Source organism: Archangium sp., from assembly GCF_057119385.1.
Genome location: NZ_DBNGVP010000095.1, coordinates 134,616 through 148,970, shown reverse-complemented (window position 1 = coordinate 148,970; position 14,355 = coordinate 134,616). Strand labels below are relative to the sequence as shown.

Sequence of the window (14,355 nt, the reverse complement as noted above, 5' to 3'; positions counted from 1 at the left end):
GGACTCTCACGAACTGGGAAAAGCATATCCCATCTTGGGAATCGTTGGCATCCTGGAAAGCCCCGCTTCCGACCTCGCGGGCCAGGAGAGACAAGTGTGACTGAGTGTCACGAGGGGGTGCGCACATGAGCCAGAAACCGGAGCACCCGAGCGTCGGGCTCGGGGTCATCATCCAACGAGGGGAGGAGATCCTGCTGGGCCAGCGCAAGGGCTGGCAGGGCGGCCTCTACTCCATTCCTGGCGGGCTGCTGGAGCCGGGCGAGACCTTCGAGGAGGGCGCCATCCGGGAGGTCCGGGAGGAGACGGGTCTGGAGTTGCTCCACCCCAGGGTCATCGCCGTCACCAACAACCTCGAGACCTTCCGGCGCACGGGCAAGCACCACGTCTCGGTCATCCTGCACACCCGGCGGTTCCGCGGAGAGCCCGGGGTGATGGAGCCCGGCAAGTGTGAGGGGTGGGGCTGGTACGATCCTCGCCAGCTTCCCGAGCCCCACTTCGAGGCGAGCAGACGCGGGGTGGCGTGTCTGCTCCGGGGAAGCTTCTACGAGCGCGACTGAGCGCGCTGGCCCCGCAACGCACGAGTCGCCAGCGGTGGGTGTCCCGTCCGCTGGCGGCTCGTTCCGCCGAGGGTGCTCTACGTCAGGCGACGGCGTACAGGCGGCAGTTGCCGCCACCATAGAAGCCGCCAGAGATGGCCAGACCGCCGCGGATGTTCGTCTTGATCTTCATTGTGTGTGCTCCTCGTGGGTTGTTCGCTTCATCTCTATTGAGCGTGGGAGGGCGTGTTTGTGATTCGCGTGGTTTTCTCCGTATTTTCGACGGAGAGGCCCAGCTCATCCCGGAGCAGCTCCAGCAGATCCGGCAGCGGACGCATGATGCCGGTGCGCAGCTGGTGGCTGAGCGAGAGATCCACGCTGGAGAAGCTCCGCTCCGGGTGGGGGCGCTGGAGCAACGCATTGACCTGGTGCTGAACCCCCTCGATGGCGCGCAGCACCGGGCGCTCGATGGACAGGTACTCCGCCAGGGCGTCCGCGAGGGTATCGAGGACGCCGCTCCGGGCCTCCGAGGGAGCGTCCGCGCGTGAGCGGAGCAGCTCCCGGAGCCGCTGGCGGGTCTGTTCATCCACCGCGTCCCTGGCGGGGATGAAGGCGTCCTGGAGGTGCCGTGGCGTGTCCTCCCGGAATCCTCTCAGGGTGCGCAAGGTGTTCTCGTACTGCTCGACGCGGCGGGACTCGACCCGGTCCCGGTTGGAGGGCTGGCTCAGTCCCGTGGTCGTGATCAACTGCCAATCGCTCTCGACCCGGGCGCGCAGCCGGCCCAGCAAACCACCCGGCTCCTCCACCTGGAGGAGCGCCGTGCGCATCTCGTCGTAGACCTCGCACATGCGGCCCCAGAGGGTGAACTGGAACAGATAGAGCAGGAACCCGAGCATCCCGTAGTCCATGGCCTCGGGGATGGCCGCTGCCCACTTGGGCAGGGGCGTGGGTGGACCCGCCACGGGCTTGCCATCCATCAACGTCGCGAAGAACTCCTCCACCATGTGCGGAGGGCCGGCGCAGACGCCGCGGCTCGAGAGGAACTGATTCTCATGCTCGCTGATGCGGTACAGCTCGGCCGGCGAGATGGGCGTGTCGTACGGCATCGGCTCTCCCGGGTGGTAGAGCAGATAGGACGTCACCATCCGCACCCCATCCGTCACCCGGAACATGGAGGACAGGATGGGATCCAACCCGCCGTTGGAGACGGGGTCGTGGCCGCGCATCAGCAACAGGGTGGGCAGGGCCAGCACGGCGTAGGAGACGGCGTGGAGATCCCCGAGCCGCCAGCGCCCATCCGGGAGCAGGGGACGGCGGCGCAGGAACTCCTCGCGGACCGCGAGCACCCCCTGCAGCACGGCCTTCCAGTGCCGCGTCATGGCCCGGAGCGCCGTCACGTTCATCATCGCCTCGTCCCGGAAGCGGCTGCCCGGGTAGGGACACGCCTTCCACTCCGTCGGGAGCTTCATGCGCATGGCCTCCGGGAAGACGTTCATCTCCCCGACATGGCGGCCCTCCGCGTCGAACGCCGGGTGGGCCACGCGATGCAACGGGAGCACCGCCTCGAGGAAGCCCAGCTCCAACGGACGCCCCGTCAACCGCTCCATGACGCGGGCGCAGTCCGGGTTCCACCACAGGGGCTCGGTGGGCGCTTCCCGCCGGTCCTCGGTCTCCAGGAAGCGCTGATGAAGCTCGGCCCGGGGTGAGGGCTTCGGGGCCTCGCGCGAGAGGATCTCCTCGGCCAGGAGGGCCTCGAGCAGCTCCCTCACGCGCTCCCAGGGGTAGGGCGCTCCCTCGCTCCACGTGGTGGCGCTGCCGGCCATGAACTGGTCCTGCTGGAGCAGGGCCTCTCCGAAGGAGTGCAGGTCCGGCTCGTCGATCGTGATCTCCTTGATGCCGAAGAAGAGGTGCAGCTCCCGGTTGCCCTCGGGGGTGGTGACGTACTCGCGCGTGAAGCGACGCCGCATGGGCACGTACAGCGTCTCGTGGGGCTCAACGGATACGGCTTCCTGACTCATGCGGGGGGCTCCTGGGAGCGAGCCCGGGAGTCTCAGGCGCGGAAGGGCTGCTCCAGCTGGGTGTGGTTCATGCGGAGTGAGCACCGGCCCGGCGTTCGTGATGCGAGCAGGACCGCTGGACGCACGCCTGCCTGGAGGGCGGGCGATCGCTGGCACCGCGAGGACGCCAATGACTGTCATGTCGAGACGGCTGCCATCGCGAGACGTGAGATGTCTGGTTTGGCGGGGGGAACCGGCCCGGCGGCGCCTACCACATCCGCCACCCGGGAGGTCAATGCGCGACGCGTTGGTTTGGGGCCGGTTTCCACTCTGTGGAGAGGCGGTCACGAGGTGGAAAATTCCATCAAAGACAGGCCGTGGTGGGGAGGCGCGGCATGGGGGTCTGCCCGCCTTGACGCCGCGCGAAATCAAGGGTAGCCAGACAGTCGGCAAATCAACGAATGCCGCGTAACCGCCAGAGTTCGTGTTTCCAGGCGGTGGGCCGCCCTGGGGGACGGGTGAGGCGGGGCAGTCCTCTCGCCCTCGGAGGCAGCCAGCCATGAGATTCACCACGTATTGCCGCTCCATCCTGTTCACCCCGGCGCTGGCGGTCGAGCGTTTCGCCCGGGGGCAGCAGTCCGGTGCAGACATGAGTCTGGTGGACCTGGAGGACTCCGTGGCCGCGCCCTTCAAGGACGCCGCGCGGGCCAAGGCCGAGGCCTTCTTCACCGCGCCGCGCACCGCCTCCGGTTCCGGCCGCCGGGCCGTCCGCATCAACTCCATCACCAGGCCGGAGGGCCTGCGCGACCTGCTCGCCATCCGCGACTACGCCGTCAAGCCGGACGTCATCATGCTGCCCAAGACGGAGTCGCCGCGCGACCTGGAGATCGTCGAGCAGGTGCTCGGCTCCCAGGGCGCCCAGGTGGACCTGCTCGCGCTGGTGGAGACGGCCCGGGGCATCGAGAACGTGGACGCCATCTCCCGGGCCACGCCGCGGCTCAAGGGCTTCGTCTTCGGCTCGGCGGACTTCTCCTTCAACATCGGCGCGTCCCTGTCCTGGGAGCCCCTGTACTACGCGCGTGCGCGGCTCGTCACCGCCGCGCGCGCCGCCAACCTGCACGTCATCGACTCGCCCTTCTTCGACATCCCCAACGTGGAGGAGCTGCGCCGCGAGGTCTCGCTCGCCCGGAACATGGGCTTCAGCGGCAAGGTGGCCATCCACCCGGGGCAGATCGAAGTCATCCAGCCCGGTTTCTCCCCGGACGAGCGCATGCTGGCCAAGGCCCGGAAGATTCTGGCCGAGAGCCAGGCCAAGGACTTCAACATCGCCGTCGTGGATGGGACCATGATGGGGACCCCGTTCATCGAGGCCGCCCGGCGGATGCTCGAGGAGTTCGGGAATCGCGAGGGCTGAGCCCCGCGCCCCGGCAGCACCACACACGTCAGCCACCCTTTGAGAGGAGTCTCCATGGAGTCGAGCACCGCCCCGAACGTCGTGGGCCCCCGGCAGTACCGCAACAACGAGAAGATGATCGCCGTGGGCGACCGCGGCTGGTTGCGCGCCGCCGAGGACGGGCTCATCGGCATCAAGGTGGACTTCGACTCCAACAACCGGCTCATCGACACGGCGCACAACCACGAGTTCATGGTGCTGTGCTCGTGCTCGTACCTCGGGCTCAACCACCACCCGAAGATCCTCCAGGGCGCCATCGACGCGCTCAAGGAGTGCGGCACCACCAGCCTGTCGCTGTCCACCGTGCGCATCCGGCCGAACCTGCTGGTGCGCCTGGAGGAGGAGCTGAGCTCGCTCTACGGCGGCCCGGCCCTGCTCGGCGCCTCGTGCAGCGCGCTGTCCTCCGGCATCCTGCCGCTCATCGCCTCGGGCCACCTCACCGAGGATGGCAAGCCGCGCGTGATGGTGTTCGACCGCTTCTGTCACTTCTCCATGGCCTACATCAAGCCCATCTGCGGCGATGAGAGCCTGACGCTGACGAGCCCCCACAACGACCTCAACTTCCTGGAGGACGTCTGCAAGAAGTACCCGCGCGTGGCCTACGTGGCCGATGGCGCCTACTCCATGGGCGGACTGACGGCGCTCGAGGGGCTGCTCCAGCTCCAGGAGCGCTACGGGCTCTTCCTCTACTTCGACGACTCGCACTCGCTGTCCATCACCGGCAAGAACGGTGAGGGCTACGTGCGCTCGCGCATGAAGATGAACCCCTTGACGCTCATCGTCGCCTCGATGGCCAAGGCGTTCGGGACGTCCGGTGGCGTGGCCATGCTGGGCAGCGACAAGATCTTCGACTTCGTCAACCGCAACGGCGGTCCGCTGGCCTGGTCGCAGAACATGCAGATTCCCTCCATCGGCGCCTCGCTGGCGAGCATCGCGCTGCACCGCTCGCCCGAGCTGGGGCAGCTCCAGGAGAAGCTGCAGCGCAACATCGCCCTGTTCGACCGGGAGTTCCCCACGAAGCTGGCGGGCAACGGCATGCCCGTGCGCCTGCTCCCGGTGGGCGAGGAGGAGAAGGCCGTCCGGCTGTCCAAGGAGCTGTACAAGCGGGGGTACTACTGCTCGGCGGTGTTCTTCCCCATCGTCGCCAAGGGCGAGGCGGGCGTGCGCCTCATGCTGCGCGCGGACATGGACGAGGCGCAGGTCCTCGCCTTCTGCGCCACCGTCAAGGAAATCGTCGCCCACTTCTGACCCCCGCCCGCGGCGGCGCGAGGACGAGCCCTCATGGATGGCACCGGCATCACGGGATACAAGCAGGTCGGACCGCAGCGGTACCGCGAGGTCATCGGCTTCTACTTCGAGGACTTCACCGTGGGGGATGTCTTCGAGCACCGTCCTGGCCGGACGGTGACGGAGGCCGACAACCTCCTCTTCAACCTGCTGAGCATGAATCCGTCGCCGCTCCACATCGACGCGGCGTATTGCGAGGAGACGCAGTGGGGCAAGCCCCTCATCTCCTCGCTGGTGACGTTCAGCATCGTGTGCGGCATGAGCGTGCGCAGCACGAGCGGCCGGGCCGTGGCCAACCTCGGCTGGGATAAAATCCGCCTCACGCACCCCGTCTTCGCGGGGGACACGCTCTACGCGGAGAGCCGCATCCTGGCGAAGCGGCCCTCCGAGAAGCGTCCGGGCGAGGGGATCATCACCTGCGAGACGGTGGGCCTCAAGGCGACGGGTGAGAAGTTCCTCTCGTTCGAGCGCAGCTTCCTCGTGCCGACGCGCGAGAAGGGTATCGAGGAAAAGGCGGGGTACTGAGCACCATGCGAGCCGTTGTCTACGAGGGCTCTGGCGGGCCCGAGGTGGTGAAGCTGCGCGAGGTCCCCAAGCCGGTGGCCACGGGGGACCTGCTGTTGGTGAGGGTGCACGGCAGTGCGCTCAACCGCGCGGACATCCTCCAGCGCCAGGGCATCTACAAGGTGCCCGAGGGCCAGTCGGCCATCCCCGGCGTGGAGATCGCCGGCACGGTGGAGGACTGGGGCGAGAACGTGAAGGGCTTCGTCCGGGGACAGCGCGTCTACGGCGTGGTGGAGGGCGGCGCGTTCGCCGACTACTGCCTGCTCGACCAGGGCATGGCCAACCCCATCCCCGAGTCGTTTGGTTTCCGCGAGGCCGCGGCCACCGCGGAGTCCTTCCTCACGGCCAATGAGACGCTGTTCGCGCTGGGCGGGCTCCAGCCCGGGCACTCGGTGCTCGTCCACGCGGGCGCCAGCAGCATCGGCACCACCATGGTGCAGATGATCAAGCACATCGGGGCCACCGCGTACTGCACCGTGGGCTCACAGAAGAAGGTGGAGGCCCTGCGCGCCATCGGGGCGGACGAGGCCCTCAACTACAAGGAGCAGGACTTCGCCCGCGAGGTGATGCGGCTGACCCGGGACGAGGGCGTCGAGCTGGTGATGGACTTCATCGGCGGCGCGTACCTGGAGCGCAACCTGTCCCTGCTCAAGCACGAGGGCTGCCTCGTGGTGGTGGGGTTGCTGGACGGGATGTCGGCCGGGTTGGACCTGCTGAAGGTCGTGCAGCGCCGGTTGCAGATCAAGGGCTCGTCGCTGCGGCTGCGGCCGATGAACGAGAAGCGCCAGGTGAACGCGCACTTCCGCCGGCGTTGGGCCGAGGTGCTCGCCCGGGGGCAGCTGACTCCCGTGGTCCACGCCGAGTACCCGCTGGAGCGGTTCTCGGAGGCCCAGGCGGAGATGGAAGCCAACCGCAACATCGGGAAGATCGTCCTGAGCCATGGTTGATTTGAAAGACTTCCTGGCGCGCGAGGGCGTGGACGCGCAGCTCATCGAGCTCCAGGTGCCCATGAAGACGGCGGATGCCGCGGCGCAGCAGCTCGGCATTCCCGTGGGCGGCATCTTCAAGTCGCTCGTGCTCCGCGCGGACACCGGCGAGGTGCTGGTCGCCGTGCTGCCGGGCGACAAGCGCGTGGACTTCAAGGCCGTGGCCCGCGTGGCGGGGTGCGCCAAGGTGTCCTTCGCCAGCGAGGAGCTCGCTCTCCAGGAAACGGGGTATCCTCCCGGCGGCACGCCGCCACTGGGTTACCCCAAGCCCCTCCGCGTCATCCTCGATGAGGCGGTGCTCCAGTACCCCGAGGGGTATGGCGGTGGCGGCCGCCCCGAGCTGTTGCTCCGGATCCGGCCCCAGGAGTTGTTGCGCGTGACGAAAGGCACCCTCGGGTGCGTGAGCCGGTAGGGCTCCGAAGAGAACCCTGAAGACACTCCCCCCAAGCGAGGATTCGCACACCATGAAGAACGAAGCACTGACATCCAGCCTCAAGAAGATCCTGGTCACCAACCTCTTCGTGGAGATCCCCGAGGACCAGATCGGCCTGGACGATGGCCTGCAGTCCGTCATCGGCCTGGACTCGGTGGGCTTCCTCGAGCTGCGCGTCATCTGTGAGGACCAGTTCAAGATCCGCATCTCCGATGAGGACTTCAACGCGGACACCTTCCGGACCGTGAACCAGCTGGCGTCGCTCATCTCCAACCTCCAGGCCGCGCAGGGAGTGGCGCAATGAAGGTGCCCGCCGTGGGCGAGAGGCTGAGCCCCCAGGACGTGGAGCGGCTGCGCGCCGGCATGGCGCTGCAGATGGACCACTATGCCGGTGGGCGTCTGCCGTTCTCCTGTCTCCAGGCGCGCGGGCTCGTGCAGCACATGGTGCCGCTCGAGGGTCCGGACGCGGGCCTGGTGCTGGAGGTGATGGATGCGAGCGGCGGTTACGCCAGTGCCTGTCTGGGCGCCGGCCACCCCCGCATGCAGCAGGCGCTGCGCGAGGGCCTGGAGAGCAGCGGCTACGTCACGGACGAGCTGGGCTCGCTGGCGCGCGTGCAGTTGCTGGAGGAGCTGTTCGGCCCGGGTGGACTCTGGGCGGACCGCTTCCCGGGCGACCAGTACCACGCGAGCGGCCGCAACTCCGGCTCCGAGGGTCTGGAGCTCGCGCTGCGGCTGGTGTTGGAGTCCGGCTTCGACCGGCGCCGGCTGTCGCCGAAGGCGGGCCGTGAGGGCCGGCGGACCATCCTGGCCTTCGAGGGTGCCTGGCACGGGTGGACGGGCGGTCTGCTCAGCCTGCTCAACCGCCGGCACTATCGCCTCGGTCTGCCCCAGCCGAGCACCGAGGCTCCCTACGGTCTGGAGGTGTCCTTCCTGCCGTACGCCGAGCCGGAGATCCTCGAGCGCTTCTTCGCCGAGAACGGCGGCAAGCTGTCCGCCGTCTTCGTGGAGCCCATCCAGGGTGATGGCGGCATCATCGTGCCTCCTCCCGGCTACCTGCGCCGGCTGGCGGCGCTGTGCCGTGAGCACGAGGTGCTGCTCGTGGCCGACGAGGTGCTCACCTTCGCCAAGACGGGCCGGTTCTTCGGCATGACGGACGAGCAGGGGCCCATCCCCACCGACATCACCGTCATCGGCAAGAGCCTCGGCATGGGTGTCGTCTCCACGTCCATGGTCATCGCCCGGCGCGAGCTGTCCGTGCGCTCCAGCGGCGCGGTGTCCACGTCGGACCTGCGGCCCCTCACCAGCGCGGTGCTGCGCTCCGGTCTCCAGTACCTGGTGGAGGAGAAGCTCGTCGAGCGCGCCGGTCCCCTGGGCGAGGAGCTGCGCGGCCGGCTGAAGAAGGACGTGGTGGAGGCCTTCCCCGAGCTGTTCCGCGAGGTCCGCGGCCTGGGCTACATGAATGGCATCGAGCTGACCGAGAAGTCCGCGGGTGCCCTCAACAAGCTGCGCACCCGGGTCATCGAGGCGGGCGCCTTCGTGGAGTTCATGGCCGGCGCGGGCAAGCGCTCGCACGGGCTGCGCTACACGTTCCCCGCCATGCGCATCGCGCCGCCCCTCATCGCGGGCGCGGATGACCTGCGCGAGCTGGTCGCGCGCATCCAGAAGGGCGTCCGGAAGTTCGCCGAGGGGACGCCGTAATGGAAGTGCGTCATCGCGTCGAGCACGTCGACACCGATGCCGCCGGCGTCGTCCACTTCTCCCGCTACGCCTCTCTGATGGAGACGGCGGCGCTGGACGAGCTGGAGCGCCGGAGCGTCGGGCTCGGCGTGTTCGAGGCTCAAGGGCTCGAGCTGCGCGTGAGGGACTTGCGGATCACCTACCGCAACGCCGCGCGCTTCCGGGACGTGATGCTGCTCGTCCCGGCCCTGGAGAACGTGGGGCCCGCGAGCCTCAAGGTCGTGGTGAAGGTGTACCGCGAGGGCACCGGTCCCGAGCCCGTGTTGCTCGCCTCCGGCAGTCTGGATCTGGCCGTCGTCAACCATGAGAGTGGAGCACCCGTATGCATCCCGGAAAACCTGAAGGCCGCGCTGCAGCAGCAGGCCCCGTCCCCGTGAGCGCCACGCCCGCGAACGAAGTGCGTCAGCCCAAGCCCCTGGGCTTCACCGAGCTGCGCAAGTGGCTGCGGCACCGCCACCCGATGGTCCTCCTGGATCGCATCACGGACCATGAGCCCGGCAAGTTCCTCGAGGCGCTCATCTCCATCTCGGGCAACGTGGACTGCATCGCCGGCCACTTCCCCGAGCGCGCCATCTACCCGGGCAGCAACCTCATGCAGGCCAATGCCCAGGCCGGCATCATCCTCTACCAGATGAGCACCTCCATGCTGGCCGAGGACGAGCTGACGCTGATCGGCTCGGTGGACTCGCGCTTCTTCAAGGTCGTCGTGCCGGGAGACCAGATCGTGTTGCGGATTACCGCCAACCGCCTGGTGGGCAACATGTTCCAGTACTCCGGGAAGATGACGGTGGGCGGCAACCGCGTGGCGGCGTTCCGCGCCAGTCTGGTCCGCACCAAGGTTTCGGAGCTGGGCTCGCCCCTATGGTAACGCCCGTCGCCGTGACCGGCGCCGCGTGGAGCACGGCGCTCGGCAATGGACTCGACGAGGTGTGGCGCCGGCTGCTGGCGGGCGAGCACGGCTTCGTGGAGATCCCTTCTCCGCATCGTCTGCGCAACGGGCTGGCCGCGGTGGTCCGCCCCTCGGAGGACGCCCCCGCGCCCCGCCTGCGCCGTCTGGCGGTGGAGACGCTGGGCCGTGCCCTGTCCGAGGCCGGTCTGGCGACGGGTGGTTCCAACGCGCGCTTGGTGCTCGGAACGAGCCTGGGCGCGTATCTCGATGATGCGCAGGAGCGGGAAGGTCCGCTCCACGCCTGGGTGGAGGAGGTCGCGCGGACGGTTGGCTCGACTGCTCCGCCCGTTGCCATTTCCACCGCCTGCTCCTCGGGGGCGGATGCCATCCTCGTGGGCGCGGAGTTGATTCGCGCCGGGCTGGCCGAGGTGTGTGTCTGCGGCGGCGTGGATGTGCTCGCCCAGAGCAAGCGGCTGGCGCACTCGGCGCTCTCCACGATGTCGCCCACGCGGCTGCGCGCCTTCGACCAGGGCCATGACGGCATGCTGCTCGGCGAGGGGGCGGGTTTCCTCGTGCTCGAGTCCATGGCGCATGCCCAGGCGCGTTCGGCGCCGGTGTTCGCCGTCTTCCGCGGCGCTGGCTCGGCCAATGACGCGGCGAGCATGACGTCTCCCGACCCGTCCGCCGCGGGGGCCCGGTTCGCCATCTCCCGCTCCATCACGGACGCGGGGCTGTCCCCCAGCGATATCGGCCTCATCAACGCGCATGGCTCGGCCACGCCCCTCAATGACCGGGCGGAGGCGGAGGCCTTCCGGGCCGTCTTCGGCGCGAGCGCGGCTCCGCTCGTGTTCGCCACCAAGGGGGCCTTCGGGCACAGCCTCGGCGCCACCGGCGCGCTGGAGGCCATCGCGCTCATCCTCGGGCTGCGCGAGGGCGTGGTTCCTCCCGTCGTCGGCCTGGAGCAGCCGGACCCCGACTTCCCCTGTCCTCTCCCCGTGGGCAAGCCGGTCCGCCATCAGGCCCGCTTCGGCTTGAGCCTGACGCTCGGGTTCGGAGGCTTCGATACCTCCCTCGTCTTCGAGGTGCCGCGATGAGCCCGTCCGTTCCTGGAGAGAGCGCGCTCGTGCTGTCTGGCAGCGCGGTGGCGCGCGGGGAGGCGTCCAACCCGTATGCGGCCCGGGTGAAGACGATCGTTCGGTATGCGGACCCCATGGCCTGGGCCCTGGTGCTCGCCGTCGGTGAGGCCACGGCGCCCCTGGGCGAGGCCTTCCAGGCCGCCAAGGACCGGTGCTCGCTCATCCAGCTGGGCCCCGAGGGCCCGCGCGAGGCCATGGCCCAGGTGGCCAGCGAGGCGCAGCGCGGCTTCGCCTCTCCCATCCGTTTTCCCTCGTCCACCCCGAGCGCCCCCGCCGGCCTGGCGTGCATCGTCCACGCCCTGCGGGGGCCGACGCTCGCCCTGACCCTGCCCGTGCCGGACGGCGTGGGGACGGCCCTGGCGCTCTCCGCCGCGTGGCTCTCGCGCGGTGTCGTCGACTACGCGCTCATCGGAACCACGGCCTCCCTCCCCGGGGAGCCGCCCCACGCCGCCTGTGTCGTGCTCACCCGGGGTACGGGACCGGGCGTGGACCCGGCGCTCGTCGTGCGGACCCTCCTTCCTCGAGCCTCGTGACCATGAACCAATCGCCCGCTGAGCTGGCTGGTGTGTCCCTGTCTTCCATCCAGGGGTTCCTGGACCGCATCCAGGACCTGACCGACTCCGGGCCCCTGGAGCACTCGGTGGAGCAGCTCGCCGCCTCGTGGCGGGCCCACGGTCTGCGGCCGGGAGATGTCGTCCTCGTGGCCCTCCCGAATGGTGCCGGGCTGCTGGCCCATGTTTTTGGCATCCTGCTCGCCCGGGGCGTGCCCGCGCTGGTGTCTCCGTCCGCGCCGGCCTCGCGGCAGCAGTCGCTCGTGGAGGCGCTCCCGGCTCGCGCGCTGGTGGCCATGCGCCGCCCGGCTCCCCAGGCCCAGGACGTGGAGCGTTTCAACCTGGGCAGGGCCGAGGTGGCCCTGTTCTCCGACACGCTGCCTCCGGGGGCGCAACCCGGGGAGATGGTGTTGCTGACGTCCGGGACCTCGGGCTTCGCCAGTGGGTGCGTGTTCGACCTGGCGGCGTTGTTCCGCAATGCGCTCCGCCATGCCGATGCCGTCGGGCTGCGCTCGGGCGACCGGGTGCTGGTGGACCTGCCGCTGTATTACTCGTACTCGATGGTGGCGCAGGCCTTCGCCTCGCTGCTGCGTGGCGCGGACCTCATCATCCGCGGGCCTCCGTTCCAGCCCGCCTCGTACCTGCGGATACTCGCCGAGCGTGGCATCACCGTTTCCGCGCTGACGCCGCTCCTGGTGCGCTCGCTGCTCCAGCACGGTGGGCCCTTCCCCGAGGAGACGCGCTGTCTGGGGGTGGGTGGGGACGTGCTCTCCCCGCAGCACGTGGCCCAGTTGCTCCGCCTGCGGCCCAAGGGCGAGCTGTACCTCACCTATGGCCTCTCGGAGGCCGGGCCCCGTGTCGCGACGCTGGCGGCCCATGCGGAGCCGGAGCACCGCTTCGCCTCGGTGGGTTTGCCGCTGCCTGGAGTCCAGGTGTCGCTGTCTCCCCGCCCCGGTGGGCACAAGGAGCTCATCGTGTCCTCGGACACGGTGATGAAGCGCCGGATCGGCTTCGTGGAGGGCGAGAAGCTCCTGGCTCTGCGTGCTCCCGGAGTGCTGGCCACCGGAGACCGGTTCGAGATCGACGCGGAGGGCTACCTGTACTTCCAGGGGCGGTTCTCGGACTTCCTCGTGAAGGGCGGCGAGAAGATCTGCATGGCCTCGGTTCGCCGTCTGGCCACGACGCTCCCGGGTGTGATTACCGCGCGCACGCAGATCATCTCCGGCTCGGAGGGGGATGATTACGAGATGGTGCTGACGGTGGCGGGCACGCCGAGCCCCACCGAGCAACTGGCTGGAGCGCTCGCGCGTCTCCTGAAGATCGCCGAGCGCCCGCGGAGCATCCAGGTGGTGTCCGCGGACGAGGCCACGACCTCGCTGCACAAGTAGGTGACTACAGCGTGCCGGCGTAGACGAACTTCACCGCATCCGCGGAGAGCACCTGGCTGGAGGGCACCGCATCCGTCAGCGTCACCGCCCCCGCGGTGCCCGCGTTGAAGGAGAAGGTGCCCAGCAGGTTCCACTGACCGCCCTGGGCACGCTGGTCCACCGTCACCCGGGTGGTGCCCAGCGCGTGGCGCACATCGAAGGGCGCGGCGGAGGCACGGTTGCTGGAGCTCACCCACCACGCGTAGACGTTGTACTTGCCGCTCCGGGCCAGGTTGGGGCGCCACGTCGCGCTGTTGGCGCCCGTGCCGCCGACACGGTACAGCGACTCCGTGGCGTAGTAGCCGGCGTTGGCCGAGACGGTCCAGGTGCCCACCGCACTGAACTCGGCGTCGCCGTTGTCGATGACGAAGGACGGCACCACGCCCCAGGCCGAGACCACCGAGCGCTCCGTGCCATCCGAGGGCCGGTTCACCACCGCGCCGTTGACCCAGGCCGTCGTCGAGCCGCCTCCGTCGTAGTTCATGCCCCGATCACACCCCAGGTCCACGAGCAGCCGGGCCATCTCCGCCAGGGTCATGCCCACGCTCCAGCCGCTCTGGCGGCCATCCACCGTGACCAGGTAGACCTTCTTCGAGGCGCTCTTGTGGCACAGGGCCGTGCGGGGGCTACGGGTGGTGGCGCCGATGCCACTGGCCGCATCGAAGCCTTCCTCCACGTCCCGCACGTCCACGACGCCGTTGGTGACCAGGTTGGGGCCTCCGCCGATGGCATCGAGGATGGAGCCGTAGGCCGGCTCCGCGGGCACGGGGGTGTTGGTGGAGTCCACCCGCACCTGGAGCAGCGTGGCGTTGTGCTGGGCCGACAGGCCGAAGGTGGAGCGCGCCGGCCGCGAGGAGGCATTCGTCGCCAGGACGGTCCCATCCACCTCGATGTGGCTGTAGGACTGTCCCGTGCTGGCGAAGTACCCCGCGTTCACCGCGGCGATGGCGCCCGCCCTGGCCGCCATCGCGCTCGTCCGCTCCACGCCCGTCCCCGCGCGCACCAGCGGCACCAGCTCCACATTGGGGTTGGCCAGGTCCACCTCGATGATGTCGAGCTGCCAGGGCACCGACACGTCGCTGGCGTGCCGGTACGTCACCCCGGGCGCGAGCGTCTGGAGCGTGCCGTAGGTGATGGAGGGGTAGTAGAGGGCGGACCGGAGGGTGCCGGGCTCCTCCTGCTCGAGTGTCTCGGGAGCGCAGGAGGACAGCCCGAGCAGACCGGCGAGGGCGAGCAGTGAGGGGGACAGGACGTGGCGCGTACAAGAGGTCTTCATGGGACCGCGCTCGTAGCGCGAAATGGAGATGAGAAAAAGCCCCAATCCCAGGAATTCACGTGTTCGTTTCACCTGCGCCCGGA

The 14,355-nt window shown here is 69.1% G+C and carries 15 protein-coding genes; 13 read left to right on the top strand and 2 right to left on the bottom strand.

Annotated features, from left to right (window positions below; genetic code table 11):
* The first annotated feature begins 125 nt into the window (after positions 1 to 125).
* A complete protein-coding gene (locus AC16DP_RS23575; protein WP_329726611.1) occupies positions 126 to 557 on the top strand; it encodes a nucleotide triphosphate diphosphatase NUDT15 in 432 nt (143 codons plus the stop codon).
* Positions 558 to 763: 206 nt separating this feature from the next.
* Here AC16DP_RS23575 and AC16DP_RS23570 read toward each other — a convergent pair whose 3' ends face one another.
* Positions 764 to 2,554, bottom strand: a complete 1,791-nt coding sequence (locus AC16DP_RS23570; RefSeq protein WP_329726612.1) for a hypothetical protein — start codon at positions 2,552 to 2,554, stop codon at positions 764 to 766.
* A gap of 538 nt (positions 2,555 to 3,092) precedes the next feature.
* On the opposite strand from AC16DP_RS23570, the gene AC16DP_RS23565 reads away from it, so the two are divergent.
* Genes AC16DP_RS23565 through AC16DP_RS23510 form a run of 12 tightly spaced genes read left to right on the top strand, consistent with a single transcriptional unit; the run spans position 3,093 to position 12,957 of the window.
* A complete protein-coding gene (locus tag AC16DP_RS23565) occupies positions 3,093 to 3,947 on the top strand; it encodes an HpcH/HpaI aldolase/citrate lyase family protein (protein WP_329726613.1) in 855 nt (284 codons plus the stop codon).
* Between the two features lie 54 nt (positions 3,948 to 4,001).
* Positions 4,002 to 5,234: an 8-amino-7-oxononanoate synthase family protein gene (locus tag AC16DP_RS23560; RefSeq protein ID WP_329726614.1), complete on the top strand. Its 1,233-nt coding sequence runs from the start codon at positions 4,002 to 4,004 to the stop codon at positions 5,232 to 5,234.
* 33 nt (positions 5,235 to 5,267) lie between these two features.
* Positions 5,268 to 5,798, top strand: coding sequence for a MaoC family dehydratase (locus AC16DP_RS23555; RefSeq protein ID WP_329726615.1), 531 nt, complete (start codon positions 5,268 to 5,270; stop codon positions 5,796 to 5,798).
* Positions 5,799 to 5,803: 5 nt separating this feature from the next.
* Positions 5,804 to 6,784 carry an NAD(P)H-quinone oxidoreductase gene (locus AC16DP_RS23550; RefSeq protein ID WP_329726616.1) on the top strand — a complete coding sequence of 327 codons (981 nt, stop codon included), beginning with the start codon at positions 5,804 to 5,806 and terminating at the stop codon, positions 6,782 to 6,784.
* Positions 6,777 to 7,235 (top strand): aminoacyl-tRNA deacylase, encoded by a 459-nt coding sequence (locus tag AC16DP_RS23545; RefSeq protein ID WP_073559293.1) that lies wholly within the window; start codon positions 6,777 to 6,779, stop codon positions 7,233 to 7,235. The genes AC16DP_RS23550 and AC16DP_RS23545 overlap by 8 nt, the downstream gene beginning before the upstream one ends.
* Positions 7,236 to 7,287: 52 nt before the next feature.
* The gene (locus AC16DP_RS23540) at positions 7,288 to 7,560 is read left to right on the top strand and encodes an acyl carrier protein (protein ID WP_329726617.1); all 273 of its coding nucleotides are present in this window, start codon (positions 7,288 to 7,290) and stop codon (positions 7,558 to 7,560) included.
* A complete protein-coding gene (locus tag AC16DP_RS23535) occupies positions 7,557 to 8,954 on the top strand; it encodes an aminotransferase class III-fold pyridoxal phosphate-dependent enzyme (protein ID WP_329726618.1) in 1,398 nt (465 codons plus the stop codon). The genes AC16DP_RS23540 and AC16DP_RS23535 overlap by 4 nt, the downstream gene beginning before the upstream one ends.
* The gene (locus AC16DP_RS23530) at positions 8,954 to 9,370 is read left to right on the top strand and encodes an acyl-CoA thioesterase (RefSeq protein ID WP_329726619.1); all 417 of its coding nucleotides are present in this window, start codon (positions 8,954 to 8,956) and stop codon (positions 9,368 to 9,370) included. Before AC16DP_RS23535 ends, AC16DP_RS23530 begins: the two co-directional genes overlap by 1 nt.
* Positions 9,367 to 9,861 (top strand): 3-hydroxyacyl-ACP dehydratase FabZ family protein, encoded by a 495-nt coding sequence (locus AC16DP_RS23525; RefSeq protein WP_329726620.1) that lies wholly within the window; start codon positions 9,367 to 9,369, stop codon positions 9,859 to 9,861. The genes AC16DP_RS23530 and AC16DP_RS23525 overlap by 4 nt, the downstream gene beginning before the upstream one ends.
* Positions 9,855 to 10,976 carry a beta-ketoacyl-[acyl-carrier-protein] synthase family protein gene (locus AC16DP_RS23520; RefSeq protein WP_329726621.1) on the top strand — a complete coding sequence of 374 codons (1,122 nt, stop codon included), beginning with the start codon at positions 9,855 to 9,857 and terminating at the stop codon, positions 10,974 to 10,976. The genes AC16DP_RS23525 and AC16DP_RS23520 overlap by 7 nt, the downstream gene beginning before the upstream one ends.
* Entirely contained in the window at positions 10,973 to 11,551 is a 579-nt protein-coding gene (locus AC16DP_RS23515) for a coronafacic acid synthetase (protein ID WP_329726622.1), read from the top strand. The genes AC16DP_RS23520 and AC16DP_RS23515 overlap by 4 nt, the downstream gene beginning before the upstream one ends.
* Positions 11,552 to 11,553: 2 nt before the next feature.
* On the top strand, positions 11,554 to 12,957 hold the full coding sequence (locus AC16DP_RS23510; RefSeq protein WP_329726623.1) for a class I adenylate-forming enzyme family protein: 1,404 nt from the start codon (positions 11,554 to 11,556) through the stop codon (positions 12,955 to 12,957).
* Between the two features lie 4 nt (positions 12,958 to 12,961).
* Here AC16DP_RS23510 and AC16DP_RS23505 read toward each other — a convergent pair whose 3' ends face one another.
* Positions 12,962 to 14,272 carry a golvesin C-terminal-like domain-containing protein gene (locus AC16DP_RS23505; RefSeq protein WP_329726624.1) on the bottom strand — a complete coding sequence of 437 codons (1,311 nt, stop codon included), beginning with the start codon at positions 14,270 to 14,272 and terminating at the stop codon, positions 12,962 to 12,964.
* Between the last annotated feature and the right edge of the window lie 83 nt (positions 14,273 to 14,355).

Excerpts from the sequence above, each read along its gene's own strand:
- AC16DP_RS23575 (WP_329726611.1), top strand. The coding sequence starts at position 126 with ATGAGCCAGAAACCGGAGCACCCGAGCGTCGGGCTCGGGGTCATCATC.
- AC16DP_RS23570 (WP_329726612.1), bottom strand. The coding sequence starts at position 2,554 with ATGAGTCAGGAAGCCGTATCCGTTGAGCCCCACGAGACGCTGTACGTG.
- AC16DP_RS23565 (WP_329726613.1), top strand. The coding sequence starts at position 3,093 with ATGAGATTCACCACGTATTGCCGCTCCATCCTGTTCACCCCGGCGCTG.
- AC16DP_RS23560 (WP_329726614.1), top strand. The coding sequence starts at position 4,002 with ATGGAGTCGAGCACCGCCCCGAACGTCGTGGGCCCCCGGCAGTACCGC.
- AC16DP_RS23555 (WP_329726615.1), top strand. The coding sequence starts at position 5,268 with ATGGATGGCACCGGCATCACGGGATACAAGCAGGTCGGACCGCAGCGG.
- AC16DP_RS23550 (WP_329726616.1), top strand. The coding sequence starts at position 5,804 with ATGCGAGCCGTTGTCTACGAGGGCTCTGGCGGGCCCGAGGTGGTGAAG.
- AC16DP_RS23545 (WP_073559293.1), top strand. The coding sequence starts at position 6,777 with ATGGTTGATTTGAAAGACTTCCTGGCGCGCGAGGGCGTGGACGCGCAG.
- AC16DP_RS23540 (WP_329726617.1), top strand. The coding sequence starts at position 7,288 with ATGAAGAACGAAGCACTGACATCCAGCCTCAAGAAGATCCTGGTCACC.
- AC16DP_RS23535 (WP_329726618.1), top strand. The coding sequence starts at position 7,557 with ATGAAGGTGCCCGCCGTGGGCGAGAGGCTGAGCCCCCAGGACGTGGAG.
- AC16DP_RS23530 (WP_329726619.1), top strand. The coding sequence starts at position 8,954 with ATGGAAGTGCGTCATCGCGTCGAGCACGTCGACACCGATGCCGCCGGC.
- AC16DP_RS23520 (WP_329726621.1), top strand. The coding sequence starts at position 9,855 with ATGGTAACGCCCGTCGCCGTGACCGGCGCCGCGTGGAGCACGGCGCTC.
- AC16DP_RS23515 (WP_329726622.1), top strand. The coding sequence starts at position 10,973 with ATGAGCCCGTCCGTTCCTGGAGAGAGCGCGCTCGTGCTGTCTGGCAGC.
- AC16DP_RS23510 (WP_329726623.1), top strand. The coding sequence starts at position 11,554 with ATGAACCAATCGCCCGCTGAGCTGGCTGGTGTGTCCCTGTCTTCCATC.
- AC16DP_RS23505 (WP_329726624.1), bottom strand. The coding sequence starts at position 14,272 with ATGAAGACCTCTTGTACGCGCCACGTCCTGTCCCCCTCACTGCTCGCC.